Source organism: Dactylosporangium sp. CS-033363, assembly GCF_050942475.1.
In the GTDB taxonomy this organism is placed as follows: Bacteria; Actinomycetota; Actinomycetes; order Mycobacteriales; family Micromonosporaceae; genus Dactylosporangium.
On the sequence record NZ_CP192032.1, the window covers coordinates 2,275,133 to 2,288,477 of the forward strand.

Genomic DNA, 13,345 nt, shown 5'->3' on the forward strand with positions numbered 1-13,345 from the left:
CGCTGACGCGCCGCGACTTATCGGACATATCACGATTTATCGCGGCGGCGGTTCGGATCGTTTCGGTTGATCAAATAGCGCCGCTGCCAGACGAGCAGGGTGAGGACAGAGACGGCCACGCAGAGCACGCAACACAGCTTGGACAGCACCGTCGCAGCCTACGACCAGCGCGGCACCCGCTCCGGGGCGCGTCCGGTCCGCAGCCCCCGCCGCTCGGCCAGCCGCGCGAACGCCACGGCGTCGGTGATCGCCGCGCAGCCGGGGTCGTTGTTGCAGTACACGTAGACGTCCTGGTTCGAAAACGCGTCCGCCAACCGCGCCGTCCACGTGTCGAGGGCGGCGCGGCCGTAGCGCGGCCAGGGTGCGGCGCGGCCCTCGTGCAGCCGCAGGTAGCCCCAGCCCGCGGTGCGCCACAGCGGCGACTGCGGCCGGCCCTTGCGGTCCGACCAGCACAGCGCGGCGTCGCGGCGGGTCAGCACGTCGCGCACGTCGGCGTTCCACCACGACTCGTGCCGCGGCTCGACGGCGACGCGCACGCCGCGCGGGAACGCCTGCAGGGTCCGGTCCAGCGCGTCCGGGTCGGCCGGGAGGGTCGGCGGGAGCTGCAGCAGCACCGGGCCGAGCTTGCGCCCCAGCCCCTCCGCCCGCTCCAGCAGCCGCGCGACCGGCTCCTCCGGCTCCTTCAGCCGCTTGACGTGGGTGAGGAACCGGCTCGCCTTCACCGTCACGACGAAGTCGGCCGGGGTGCGCGCCCGCCAGTCCGCGAACGTACTGCGCTCGGGCAGCCGGTAGAACGCGTTGTTCACCTCGACCGTGTCGAACGCCGCCGCGTAGTGCTCCAGCCACAGCCGGTGCGGCAGGTCGCGGGGGTAGAAGCGGTCGCGCCAGTCCTTGTACTGCCAGCCGGAGGTCCCGATCCGCATCATGTATGGCAATTTCCCCAGGCCGGGGCGGTGTAACCCGGGGGCGTAGGCATACGTAGACGGGCGGGGCGGGCGACTACGTATGTCGGGGCGGCGCGGTTACGTAAGCGATACCGATGGAACCGGGGCCTTACTCCGACACGATGGAGTCACAAGGTTGAAAGGGGTCCACACCATGAACATCCACGACACGCTCCTCAGCGAGATCGTCCGCCAGCGCCGCTTCGACATGCTCGACGAGAGCAAGCACTGGACAAGCCGCGTGCGGCTCCGGCGTCGAAACCAGCGCGAGCACCTCTCCTGAGGAACTTCCCGTGACCGAACCACGGGAGAGCGACAGCCCCGGCCCACGGCCGGGGCTGTTCTGTATGACTAGGCCGGCCGCCGGCCGAAGATACGTAACAGGTACAGATGGCAGGCGTCCCTTACGCCGACACGATTGACCTATGCATCCAGTCTTCTTGTACAGCCAGTTGCAGCACCGTCAGCAGGGCCTGCTCGGCCTCGAGGGGCACCGCCGCGCGAGCGAGCGCGCGGAGCGCCGCGGGTGGTGGCGCAGGTCGCGTCCGTCACAGGCCGAGGAGAGCCCGCCCGCCGGTAGGCTGGTGGCGTGCGGGCCAGCCGTAGCGGAATGAGCCAGGTGATGGTCGGCCGCGACGACGAGCTGCGCCGCCTGCGCCGTCTCCTCGACGGGTCCGAGCCTTCCATCGCCATGCTCGGCGGGGAGCCGGGGATCGGCAAGAGCCGCATGGTCCAGGAGCTGTTCACGGGGCTGCCCGAGACGGTTCCGGTCCTGGATGGCCAGGCCGATCCCGGCACCCTCAGCCGCCCGTTCGAGGTGCTCCTCGACGCCATCGACGACAGCCAGCGCTCCGAGCTGCTCGACCCGGAGCTGCTGCGCACGGTCACCGACGCGTCCCGCTCGATGCTCGACCGGATCCAGGCCGGGCTGGAGATCGTGCGGCTGCTGACCACGCCCGGGCCGTCCATCGTGGTCTTCGAGGACCTGCACTGGGCCGACTCGGAGAGCGTGGCCCTGTTCGAGCGGATCGCCGAGCTGCCCGGCAGCCGGCTGCTCATCGGCACGTACCGGCCCGACGAGATCACCCGCCGCCACCCCCTCGCCGACCTGCTGACCCGGCTCGAACGGCGTTACACGGTCACCAACGTGCGGCTGGAGCGGCTCAGCCTGGCCGACACGTCGATGTTCCTCAAGTCCGCCACCGGCCGCCCGCCCGCCTACCGCACGGCGTTGTCGCTGCACAACCGTACCGGCGGCAATCCGTTCTTCCTCGAGGAACTGCTCAAGAGCAACGGCGACGCCGACCTCGACACGCTGTGCGACCGGCCGCTGCCGTGGAACATCGCCGAGGCGCTGCGCCGGCAGGTCGACGACCTCGACGCGGCCGAGAAGCGGATCGTCGAGGCGGCCGCCGTGCTCGGCCGCAAGGTGCCCTTCGACCTGCTCGCGGCGGTCACCGGCTTCGACGAGAACGAGCTCATCGACGGCCTGCGCGACCTGGTGCGCCGCGGGCTCATGGTCGAGACCGGCGACGACGAGTTCAGCTTCCGCCACGCCCTGACCCGCGAGGCGCTGGTCGACGAGATGCTCGCCCGCCAGCGCCGCCGCCTGCACGAGCTCGCGCTGGAGACGCTGCTGTCCACCGGCTCCAAGGACTACGCGCTGGTCGCCCACCACGCCCGGGGCGCGGGGCGCTACCTCGACATGGTGGAGGCCGCCCGCCGGGGACTCGTCGTGTACCTCGCGATGGGCTCGCCGTACCAGGCCCTCCAGCTCGCCGAGATGGGCCTCGACGAGCTGCCCGACGACGTGGAGCTGCTGTCCTGCGGCGCCCGCGCGGCCTGGCTGGCCGGCCTGCTCGACGACGCCCAGGAGCTCGGCCGGCGCTGGCTCGACGCCGCCGCCACCCGCGAGGAGCGCGCCGACGCGCTGCGGCTGCTGGTGCGGCTGAGCTGGGAGGTCGGCAGCAGCGGCAGCATGCAGGAGCGCGCGGCCGAGCTGCGGCGGGAGATCGCACCGCTGGAGGACGGGCCGGCCAAGGCGCACGCGTACGCCGCGATCGCCCAGGCGTACATGCTGCACGACGACACCGAGCGCGCCGTGGCCTGGGCCGACATGGCGATCGCCCTCGGCGAGCAGCTCGGCCTGCCCGCCGTCTGGCTGGCCGGCAAGGTCGAGAAGGGCTCGGCCCTCGTGAACGTCGCGGCCGGCGTCGACGAGGGCGTCAAGCTGCTCAACGAGGCCGCGCAGGAGGCCGAGGAGGCCGGCGAGTGGCTGCTGGCGGCCCGCTCGCTCAACAACCTGTACAACCTGCTGCCCGGCGGCCCCGCCGACTGGTCCGCCGCGCTGGAGCGGATGCGCACCTTCGCCGAGCGGGCGGGCTTCGACTCGCTGGCCGTGGCCGCGTACTTCCAGGGCCGCGCCCGCCTCGCCGTGCAGGAGGGCAACCTCGCCGAGGCGCTGGCCGAGCTGGAGGCCGCGCGGCGCCGCGACCGGGGGCTGCTGCGCACCCGCAACGGCAGCGACTACCACGGCGTGCTCTTCGCCGGGCTGCTGCTGGAGGCCGGCGAGCTCGACAAGGCCGACATGGTGATCCGCGGGCTGATCGAGTCCTCGACGGACGCCTACACGATGCTCACCCAGACGTCCGTGCCCGGCCTGCAGTTCCACCTCGCGTGCCGGCTCGGGCGCACCGAGCTCGCGCGGGAGCTGCTGCGCACGGTCCTCGACGCCGTGCGGGTCACCGGCGTCACCGGGCGCGACTTCGCCCACGACCTGATCTCGGCCGGGCTCGCCACCGGCCTGTCCGCGGACGAGCTGCGGCCGATCGCCGCCGCCATCGACGACCCGCTCTTCGACGACGCCTACCGATGGCTCGCCGACGCGCAGATCGCCGAGGCCTCCGGAGCAACAGACGAAGCCCTTCGCCTGTACCGCGCAGCCGTCGCCGAACCCACCATGCTCCTCCCGCCGCATCGCGGCACGGGGCACCTCGGCGCCGCGCGGTGCCACCTGGCGCGGGGCGATCTGGAGTCCGCCCGGGCCGCCGTACGGGCCGCGGAGCCGCACCTGGCCCGCTGGGCCGGCTGGCGGGTCGCCGAGCTGACCGGGCTGCGCGGGCGGCTGGGCATGACGGCGCCCTCGGCCGGCGGCGACGAGTCGCTGACCCCGCGCGAGCGCGAGGTGGCCGTGCTGCTCGCCGAGGGGCTGACGAACGCCGAGCTGGCCCGGCGGCTGTACATCTCGCCGCGCACCGCGGCCGTGCACGTCTCGAACATCCTGAGCAAGCTGAACCTGGAGTCGCGCACGCAGATCGCGGCCTGGGTCAGGTCGCGCCGGGCGCCGTAGATACTCCGGCGGGCTTCAGAGATACGCCCGCGGGCGGATGTGCCCGTTGCCCGGTGCGCCTACGCTTCAGGCATGTCGTGGTCGATGACCACCCTCCTGGCCGCGTGGGCCTTCGCCGGGACGCCCGGTGACGTCCTCGCCGTGGCGACCGCGGTGCTGGCCGCGCTCGCCGTCGTGCTGGCGGCCCGGCTCGTCGCCGGCGCCCCGGCCGCTCCCGCGCAGCTGCACGCCCTGCCGGCCCGGGCGCGGACCGCCCTCGGGCAGGCCGTTCGCTCGGTCGACCCCGACGCGGCGGGCCGTCCGCGTCCCCGGGCGCCCGGAGTCTGATCCCCGCACCTCGCATCCGACGTCTGTCCACGTCGGACGGTGCGCGCTGCCCTCATCGGACTCCCTGCGATCGAAAGGTCGTTGCCGTGCTGCACCATGTCCTGCTCGCCCTGTCCACCCTCCTCGGCTCCGTCCCCGCGGCGATCGTCGTCGCCACCCTCGTCCTGCGCGCCCTGCTGCTCCCGCTCAGCCTGCGCGGCTACCGCGCCGAGCGGATCCGCGCCGGGCTCGCACCCCAGCTCGCCGAGATCCGCGAGCGCCACCAGCACGAACCGGTCGTGCTGGCCGAGAAGACCACCGCGGCGCTGCGCGCGGCCGGCTCGGGCCCGTTCGCGGGGCTGCTGCCGGCGCTCGCGCAGGCCCCGTTCATCTGGCTGCTGTACCGGGAGTTCACCAACGGCACCATGCACGGCCACACCCTGCTGGGCGCCGACCTCACCGAGCGGCTCATCGGCCACCCGGCGCTGCTCGCCGGCTGGCTGATCGTGGTCGCGCTGGCCGGGATCGCCCTGTGGAACGTGCGGCAGCTGCCCGCCGGCTCGCCGGGATTCGTGCGGATCCTGTCGTTCGCGACCGTGGCGTTCGCGCCGTTCGTGCCGCTCGCGGCCGGGATCTACCTGGTGACGACCGGCGCCTGGACGGCGACCGAGCGGTACGTCTTCCGCCGCCGGACTTTGGTGAGCTAGATGGCGAAGTTCTTTTGAAATCTGCAAAAGTTCGGTCGGTACTAGCGGAAGCATCGGCCTCCATCTACGCTCTTCACTCAAGCGACATTCGGCGATGTCGTGCCATCCATCGATCCCCATCGTCACGTTTCCTCACCGCTAGGGGGAGCCCGTGCGTACGGGTGTGTGGCTGGTCGGCGCCCGTGGTTCAGTCGCCGTCACCAGCATTGTCGGGGCCGCCGCGCTGCGGGCCGGGCTGACCGAGCCGATCGGGTGCGTCACCGAGCACCCGCGGCTGCGCAGCCAGGCCCTGCCCGCGTACGCGGACCTCGTGTTCGGCGGCCACGACGTCGTCAACACCGGCCTGATCAAGAAGGCCGAAGCGCTGGCCGCGGCCGGGGTCGTCCCGGCCCGGCTGGTCGCGGCCCTCCACAGTGAACTGTCCGCGGTGGACGACGACATCAGGCCGATGCCGAAGGACGCCGCGGCGATCCGGGGCGACCTGGAGGCGTTCCGCGACCGCCACGCGCTCGAGCGCGTCGTCGTGGTCAACGTCGCCTCGACCGAGCCGGCCCCCGAGGCGCATCCGGCGCACGCCTCGCTCGCGGCGCTGCGCGCGGCCGGGGAGGGGGTGCTGCCGCCGAGTGCCGTCGCGGCGTACGCGGCGTTCTCGGCGGGCTGCGCGTTCGTGGACTTCACGCCGTCGACCGGGGCGCGGCTGCCGGCCCTGCACGAGCTGGCCGTGGAGCACGGGCTGCCGTACGCGGGGCACGACGGCAAGACCGGCGAGACGCTGCTCAAGTCCGTGCTCGCGCCGATGTTCGCGATGCGCCGCCTGCACGCCACCTCGTGGTCCGGCCTCAACCTGCTCGGCGGCGGCGACGGGGCCACCCTCGCCGAGCCGGGCGCCAACGCGGCCAAGTCGGCCAGCAAGCAGCGCGTGCTCGGCGAGACGCTCGGCTACGTGCCGGACGGGACGACCCGCATCGAGTACGTGCCGGCCCTCGGCGACCACAAGACCGCCTGGGACCTGGTCACCTTCGAGGGCTTCCTCGGCACCGCGATGCGCATGGAGTTCACCTGGCACGGCTGCGACTCCGCGCTCGCCGCGCCGCTCGTGCTCGACCTCGCCCGCCTGGCCGCCGCCGCGCACCGCAACGGGCGGGTCGGGCCGCTGAGCGAGCTCGCGTTCTTCTTCAAGGACCCGATCGGCGCCACCGACCACGGCCTGGCCGCGCAGTTCGAGACCCTGGCCGCGTTCGTGGCGGGCCTGCGATGAGGGCGCGGGACCTCGCGGAGCTGGTCCGGGCGCCCGCGGCGCTCTCGGTGCCGGGGGACATCGTCGCGGGCGCGGCGGCGGCGCAGGACCTGGGCCCGCGGACGGCCGGGCTGGCCGGGGCGAGCGTGCTGCTGTACTGGGCCGGCATGGCCGCCAACGACTGGGCCGACCGCGAGGTCGACGCCAAGGAGCGGCCCGAGCGGCCGATCCCGTCCGGCCGGATCAGCGCGAACGCCGCGCTGGGCGTGGCGGGCGGGCTGACCGCGGCCGCCGTGGTCGCCGCCGGCCTCGCCGGCGGGCGCAGGGCGCTCCGGGTGGCGGTGCCGCTGGCCGGGGCGGTGTGGGCGTACGACACGCGGCTCAAGACCCCCGCGCTCATGGCCACCTGCCGGGCGCTCAACGTGCTGCTCGGGGCGAACCGCCGGCCGCGCCGGGCCGTGGTGCCGGCGGCGATCGTGTTCGCGCACACGTACACCGTGACGGCGCTGTCGCAGTTCGAGGTGCACGGGGCGACGCCGGCGCTGCCGAGACGGACGCTCGCCGGGACGGCCGCGATCGCCGCCGCCGCCGGGGGAACGCCCGCCGCCGCGGGGCTGGCCGCGTGGTACGCCATCCGCTACGGCCGCCCGCAGCTCGACGCCGTCGACAAGCCCGACGCCGAGCACATCCAGCGCGCGGTCGGGGCCGGCATCGTGAACCTCCCGGCGCTGCAGGGCGCGCTCACCGCCCGCGCCGGGAAGCCGCTGCTCGGGCTGGCCGTGGCCGCCGCCGCGCCGCTCGCCAAGCGGCTGGCGCGGTGGGTGAAGCCGACATGAGGTACGGCTACGGGACCAACGGCTTCAGCAACCACCGGCTCGACGACGCGCTCGCGATCATCGCCGGCCTCGGGTACGACGGCGTGGCGCTCACCCTCGACCACCACCACCTCGACCCGTTCGACGCGAACATCGCCCGGCACGTGCGCGAGGTCGGCGCCCGGCTGGCCGAACTGCGGCTCGGCGTCGTCATCGAGACCGGCGCGCGGTTCCTGCTCGACAGGTGGCACAAGCACGCGCCGACGCTGCAGGACGACGAGCCCGGCCCGCGCATCGACTTCCTGCGCCGCGCCGTGCGCATCGGGGCCGACCTCGGCGCCGAGGCGGTCAGCTTCTGGGCCGGGGTCCCGCCCCGCGGCCTGGACCGGGACGAGGCCTGGCGGCGGCTGGTCGGCGGCTGCGCGGACGTGCTCGAAGCGGCCGAGGGCGCCGAGATGATGCTCGGGTTCGAGCCGGAGCCGGGCATGCTCGTCGAGTCCATCGCCGACTGGGAGCGGCTGCGCGCGGACCTCGGCGCGCCGGTCCACTTCGGACTGACCCTGGACATCGGGCACTGCCGCTGCCTGGAGCCGGTCCCGGCCGACGAGTGCGTACGCCGCGCCGGCGATTCCCTCGTCAACGTCCAGATCGACGACATGCGCCGCGGCGTGCACGAGCACCTGGAGTTCGGCACCGGCGAGGTCGACTTCCCGCCGGTCCTGCGCGCCCTGGCCGACATCGGCTACGGCGGGCTCGTCGCGGTCGAACTGCCCCGGCACAGCCACGCCGCCCCGACCATCGCCCGCGATTCGCTGGCGTTCCTGCGCGCCAAGGAGGCCGCGTGAACCTCGCCGACACCCTGCGCGAAGAGCTCACCGACACCGTCTGGCTCGACACGGCCCTGGAGACGGTGGAGCGCCAGCCGTCCGCGATCGCCCGGCTGTTCCCGGCCGTCGGGAGGCAATGCGGCCGCTGGATGCTCAAGGAACCGGCCGGGTGGAGCGTCGACGACGCCGCAAGGGTGCTGCTGCTGCAGCGGTTACAGACCAAGGACGAGGTGCCGCAGCTGTACCGCCACGGCGACGCGGCCGAGAAACGCGCGATCCTGCGGGCGTTGCCGCTGCTCGATCTGCCGGCGGACAGTGTCGTGCCGATCCTGCAGGACGCGCTGCGCACGAACGACGCGCGGCTCGTGTCCGCCGCCCTCGGCCCGGCCGCCCGCGCGCTGGACGCGGCGGCGTGGCGACAGGGAGTACTGAAGGCGGTCTTCATGCAGTTGCCCCTCGACACCATCGCCGGCCTCGACGAGCGCGCGGACGCCGAACTCGGGCTGATGCTGCGCGGCCTGGCCGACGAACGCCGCGCCGCGGGCCGCACCGTGGCCGCGGACGCCACCGCGCTGTTGCACCGGATCGAGCAGAGGGGCCAGTGATGCGCATCTTCGACCCGCACATCCACATGACGTCCCGGACCACCGACGACTACGAGCGGATGGCCGCCGCCGGGGTGCGGGCGCTGGTCGAGCCGGCGTTCTGGCTCGGGCAGCCGCGCACCAGCGCCGGGTCGTTCACCGACTACTTCGACGCGCTCGTGGGCTGGGAGCCGTACCGCGCGAGCCTGTTCGGCATCCGCCACCACGCCACCATCGCGCTCAACCCGAAGGAGGCCAACGACCCGCGCTGCCGCGAGGTGCTCGGCGAGCTGCCGCGCTACCTGGAGAAGGACGGCGTGGTCGCGGTCGGCGAGGTCGGCTACGACTCGATGACGCCGGAGGAGGACGAGGTGTTCGCCGCGCAGCTCGCGCTCGCGATCGAGCACGACCTGCCGGCGCTCGTGCACACCCCGCACCGCGACAAGGCGCGCGGGACCGAGCGCACGCTCGCCGTCGTGCGCGAGTCCGGCCTCGAACCGGGCCGCGTCGCCGTCGACCACCTCAACGAGGTCACCGTGGGGGCCGTCGCCGAGTCCGGGTGCTGGATGGGGTTCTCCATCTACCCGGAGACGAAGATGACGGCCGAGCGGATGGTGCACATCCTGCGCGAGTACGGCCTGGAGCGGATGCTCGTGAACTCCGCGGCCGACTGGGGCCGCTCGGACCCGCTGCTCACCGCGCGGACCGGCGAGGCGATGCTGGCGGCCGGGTTCACCGACGACGACGTGGACCGGGTGCTGTGGCGCAACCCGGTCGAGTTCTACGGCCAGTCCAAGCGGCTCGACCTGTCCGACGTGGACGCCGCCGACTCCTTCGCGGGCAACTCGATCCGCCGCGGGGGCTCGTGATGCGGCTGCGCCACCCCGACGGGCAGACCGTGCACCTGGCGTACTGCACGAACGTGCACCCGGCCGAGGACCTGAACGGCATCGTGGGGCAGCTGTCCACCTACGCCACACCGATGCGCGAGCGGCTGGACACCGACGTGCTCGGCCTGGGCCTGTGGCTGAGCGCGGGGGTCGCCGCCGAGCTCGCCGCGGACGCGTCCGCGCGCCGCCGGCTGCGCCGCGAGCTGGACGTGCGCGGGCTGGAAGTGGTGACCCTCAACGGCTTTCCCTACCGCGAGTTCCACGCGCCGGTCGTGAAGCGCGCCGTCTACGTGCCGGACTGGGCCGATCCGGCGCGGTTGCGGTACACCCTGGACCTGGCCCGGATCCTGGTCGACCTGCTGCCCGACGACGCCGCCCGCGGCTCGATCTCCACGCTGCCGCTGGGCTGGCGCGAGCCGTGGGACGGCCCGCAGGCGGCGCGGGTGGCCCGGGCCCTGGACGCGCTCGCGCAGGGGCTGGCCGGGCTGGAGGTGCTGACGGGCCGGACGATCCGGGTGGCGTTCGAGCCGGAGCCGGGCTGCGTCATCGAGAACACGCTGCAGGCCACCGTGCACCTGGCGCGGGTCGACCGGCAGCGGCTGGGCGTCTGCGTCGACCTCGCGCACCTGGCCTGCGCGTGGGAGGACCCGGTCGCCGCCGTCCAGCGCCTGGCCCGGGCCGGCCTGCCGGTCGTGAAGGTCCAGGTCTCGGCGGCGCTGGAGATCGCCGCGCCGGCGGCCGCCCGGGAGACGCTCGGCCGCTACGCGGAGCCGCGCTTCCTGCACCAGACGCGGACGTCCGGCTGCCGGCACTCGTTCGACGACCTGGACGAGGCGCTGGCCGACGCCACGGTCGCGGGGGAGCCGTGGCGGGTGCACTACCACGTGCCGCTGCACGCCGAGCCGGAGCCGCCGCTGCAGTCGACCACGGCGGTGCTGCGGGCCGGGCTGGCGGCGCTGGTCGGCGGGCCGGTCGCGGCGTGCGACCACCTGGAGGTCGAGACGTACACGTGGGGCGTCCTGCCGCTGGACCGCCGGCCCGACGGCCCGCGCGCGCTCGCCCACGGCATGGCGGCCGAGCTGGCCTGGACCCGCGACACCCTCCACGACCTGGGGATCAAGGATTTTTCGCTGGGCGCCGACGATCGGGGTGCGACGACATGAGCCGCAAGCTGGTGGTCCTGAACGTGGTCGGCCTCACCCCGCGGCTGCTGCCGCACATGCCGAACCTGTCCGCGCTCGGGCCGGCCGCGCCGCTCGAGCCGGTGCTGCCCGCCGTGACGTGCTCGGTGCAGTCGACGTTCCTGACCGGGGAGGAGCCGGCCGGGCACGGGATCGTCGGCAACGGCTGGTACTTCCGGGACCTCGGCGAGGTGCTGCTGTGGCGCCAGCACAACGCGCTCGTCGGCGGCGAGAAGCTCTGGGACGCGGCGCGCCGGGCTTCGCCCGGGCTCACGGTGGCCAACGTCTGCTGGTGGTACGCGATGGGCGCCGACGTCGACTGGACCGTCACGCCGCGGCCGATCTACTACGCGGACGGGCGCAAGGAGCCGGACTGCTACACGTACCCGCCGGAACTGCACGACGAGTTGCAGGACGCGCTCGGGCCGTTCCCGTTGTTCACCTACTGGGGCCCGAATGCGGGCATCGCCTCCAGCGCGTGGATCGCGCGGGCCGCCGAGCGCATCATCGCTGCCAAGGACCCCGATCTGACCCTGGTGTACCTCCCGCACCTCGACTACGACCTGCAGCGCTACGGGCCGTCCGACCCGCGGGCCGCGCAGGCCGCCGCCGCGCTCGACGCCGTGCTCGGGCCGCTGCTGGACGCGGCGCGCGCGAGCGGGCGGGCGATCGTGGCGCTGTCGGAGTACGGCATCACCGACGTGCACCGCCCGATCGACATCAACCGGCTGCTGCGCGCCGAGGGCTGGCTGAACGTGCACACCCAGGACGGCATGGAGTACCTCGATCCGTGGACCTCGCGTGCGTTCGCGGTCGCCGATCACCAGATAGCGCACGTGTACGTGCGCGATGTGCACGACATTCCCGCTGTGCGCAAGCTGTGTTCCACGCTCGACGGGGTCGGCGAGATCCGCGACGGGCTCGGGCACGAGCGCTCCGGCGAGCTCGTGCTGCTCGCCGAGCGGGACGCCTGGTTCACGTACTACTACTGGCTCGACGACGCGCGGGCGCCCGACTTCGCCCAGCTCGTGGAGATCCATCGCAAGCCCGGCTACGACCCGGCCGAGCTGTTCTTCGACCCCGCGGGGCCGGGTGCGGCCAAGGCCCGGGCCGGGATCGCGCTGCTGCGCAAGAAGGCCGGCCTGCGGTACCGGATGAGCGCCATCGGCCTGGATGCCGGTGCCCGCGCGGTGAAGGGGTCGCACGGGCTCCTGCCGGCCGACGACGCCGACGGGCCGGTCTGGCTCTGCGACGACCCGGCGTTCCGGCCGGACCGCGTGCCGGCCACGGGCGTCAAGACCCTGCTGCTACGGCTTCTCGCAGCAGGTGATGCGCGGACTTGATGCGGTACATCTCGGCGTCCGCCACGCGCATCAGGTTGTCCAGGTCGCCGTCGCGCGCGGTCGCGGCGCCGATGCTCGCGTCCACGTGCACGGTGTCCGCGCCCAGCCGCACCGGCTGGGTGAGCGACTCGCGCAGCCGCGCGGCCACCTCGTGCGCGCGGTGCGCGTCGGTGTCGTGCAGCAGGATCACGAACTCGTCGCCGCCGAGCCGGACCACCAGGTCGTGGTCGCGCACCTCGGCGCGCAGCCGGGCCGCGGTCACCTGCAGCAGCTCGTCGCCGGCGGCGTGGCCGAGGCGGTCGTTGACCTCCTTGAACCCGTCCAGGTCGAGCACGAGCACGGACGTCGGGCCGCCCGGATGCACGCTCGCCCGCGCGTGCTCGTGCAGCAGGTGGCGGTTGCCCAGGCCGGTGAGCGGATCGTGCAGCGCCTGTTCGCGCAGATCCCGGGCCTGCGCGCGCAGGCTCGCCCGGGCCGCCGCGAGCTGGTCGAGGTGGTTGTGGTGGGCGCGGGACAGCAGGCCGGTCAGCACCGCGACCACGAGCTCCAGGCCCGGCGCGATGCTGACCAGGTCGGCCTCCACCTGGCGGCCGACGAGCTGCGGCGAGTAGACGTAGAGCAGCGCGCCGGCGACCGCCTCGGCGGCGAAGACGGAGAGGGCGCCGGTCAGCTGGTGGCGGTACGCGCCGACGATGATCGGAATGACCATGAGCGGCCAGAACACCAGGTCGGGATTGCCCGCCGAGCTGTAGACCATGGCGATGATGGCCAGCGTGTCGACGGCGAGCAGGACCGCGCTGACCCTGGGGTACCGGCGGTGGGCGACGCTTCTCAGGGCGTACACGCCGAGGATGTTGATGAGGGCCTCGGCGACGGCCGCGCTGATGCCGATCAGGGTCGACATCCCCGGGATCGCGGGGAGCACGACGAGCTCGGCGACGATCCACACCACGGCGGCGGCCCGGCTGATCAGACCCGCCCACTCCAGGCTGCGGCGCATGCGCACGAGCGCGTCGTCGACCGGGGCGGGTTGCATGCATGTTCACTCGGCGGCGTCGACCCTGACCTGAGCCGACGCCGAACCTGAGAAGAATCACAGGTTAAACCCCTAAGGAACGGCTTTCAGGTGCGTTCCGGATAGGCGAGGGGGTGCACGGTCCGT

At 73.6% G+C, this 13,345-nt stretch carries 13 protein-coding genes; 11 read left to right on the forward strand and 2 right to left on the reverse strand.

What is annotated here, in order from left to right:
- Positions 1–158: 158 nt before the first annotated feature.
- A complete protein-coding gene (locus tag ACQPZ4_RS10495) occupies positions 159–926 on the reverse strand; it encodes a DUF72 domain-containing protein (protein WP_433058328.1) in 768 nt (255 codons plus the stop codon).
- Positions 927–1,098: 172 nt separating this feature from the next.
- Between ACQPZ4_RS10495 and ACQPZ4_RS10500 the strand changes: the two genes are divergently transcribed.
- From ACQPZ4_RS10500 to ACQPZ4_RS10550, 11 genes are all read left to right on the forward strand, one after another.
- On the forward strand, positions 1,099–1,227 hold the full coding sequence (locus tag ACQPZ4_RS10500) for a hypothetical protein (protein WP_433058329.1): 129 nt from the start codon (positions 1,099–1,101) through the stop codon (positions 1,225–1,227).
- Positions 1,228–1,533: 306 nt separating this feature from the next.
- Positions 1,534–4,293 carry a helix-turn-helix transcriptional regulator gene (locus ACQPZ4_RS10505; RefSeq protein ID WP_433058331.1) on the forward strand — a complete coding sequence of 920 codons (2,760 nt, stop codon included), beginning with the start codon at positions 1,534–1,536 and terminating at the stop codon, positions 4,291–4,293.
- Positions 4,294–4,365: 72 nt separating this feature from the next.
- The gene (locus ACQPZ4_RS10510; protein ID WP_433058333.1) at positions 4,366–4,620 is read left to right on the forward strand and encodes a DUF6412 domain-containing protein; all 255 of its coding nucleotides are present in this window, start codon (positions 4,366–4,368) and stop codon (positions 4,618–4,620) included.
- Between the two features lie 86 nt (positions 4,621–4,706).
- On the forward strand, positions 4,707–5,306 hold the full coding sequence (locus tag ACQPZ4_RS10515) for a YidC/Oxa1 family membrane protein insertase (RefSeq protein WP_433058335.1): 600 nt from the start codon (positions 4,707–4,709) through the stop codon (positions 5,304–5,306).
- A gap of 151 nt (positions 5,307–5,457) precedes the next feature.
- Complete coding sequence (locus tag ACQPZ4_RS10520) at positions 5,458–6,564, forward strand: inositol-3-phosphate synthase (RefSeq protein ID WP_433058337.1); 1,107 nt, start codon at positions 5,458–5,460, stop codon at positions 6,562–6,564.
- Positions 6,561–7,379, forward strand: a complete 819-nt coding sequence (locus tag ACQPZ4_RS10525; RefSeq protein WP_433058338.1) for an SCO3242 family prenyltransferase — start codon at positions 6,561–6,563, stop codon at positions 7,377–7,379. The genes ACQPZ4_RS10520 and ACQPZ4_RS10525 overlap by 4 nt, the downstream gene beginning before the upstream one ends.
- Positions 7,376–8,203 carry a sugar phosphate isomerase/epimerase family protein gene (locus ACQPZ4_RS10530; RefSeq protein WP_433058340.1) on the forward strand — a complete coding sequence of 276 codons (828 nt, stop codon included), beginning with the start codon at positions 7,376–7,378 and terminating at the stop codon, positions 8,201–8,203. The genes ACQPZ4_RS10525 and ACQPZ4_RS10530 overlap by 4 nt, the downstream gene beginning before the upstream one ends.
- A complete protein-coding gene (locus tag ACQPZ4_RS10535; RefSeq protein WP_433058342.1) occupies positions 8,200–8,790 on the forward strand; it encodes an EboA domain-containing protein in 591 nt (196 codons plus the stop codon). The genes ACQPZ4_RS10530 and ACQPZ4_RS10535 overlap by 4 nt, the downstream gene beginning before the upstream one ends.
- Positions 8,790–9,638 carry a TatD family hydrolase gene (locus ACQPZ4_RS10540; protein WP_433058344.1) on the forward strand — a complete coding sequence of 283 codons (849 nt, stop codon included), beginning with the start codon at positions 8,790–8,792 and terminating at the stop codon, positions 9,636–9,638. Before ACQPZ4_RS10535 ends, ACQPZ4_RS10540 begins: the two co-directional genes overlap by 1 nt.
- On the forward strand, positions 9,638–10,822 hold the full coding sequence (gene eboE / locus ACQPZ4_RS10545) for a metabolite traffic protein EboE (protein ID WP_433058346.1): 1,185 nt from the start codon (positions 9,638–9,640) through the stop codon (positions 10,820–10,822). The genes ACQPZ4_RS10540 and eboE overlap by 1 nt, the downstream gene beginning before the upstream one ends.
- Positions 10,819–12,183, forward strand: coding sequence for an alkaline phosphatase family protein (locus ACQPZ4_RS10550; protein ID WP_433058348.1), 1,365 nt, complete (start codon positions 10,819–10,821; stop codon positions 12,181–12,183). The genes eboE and ACQPZ4_RS10550 overlap by 4 nt, the downstream gene beginning before the upstream one ends.
- Here ACQPZ4_RS10550 and ACQPZ4_RS10555 read toward each other — a convergent pair.
- The gene (locus ACQPZ4_RS10555) at positions 12,134–13,219 is read right to left on the reverse strand and encodes a diguanylate cyclase (protein ID WP_433058350.1); all 1,086 of its coding nucleotides are present in this window, start codon (positions 13,217–13,219) and stop codon (positions 12,134–12,136) included. The two genes, ACQPZ4_RS10550 and ACQPZ4_RS10555, sit on opposite strands and share 50 nt — an antisense overlap.
- Positions 13,220–13,345: the final 126 nt, after the last annotated feature.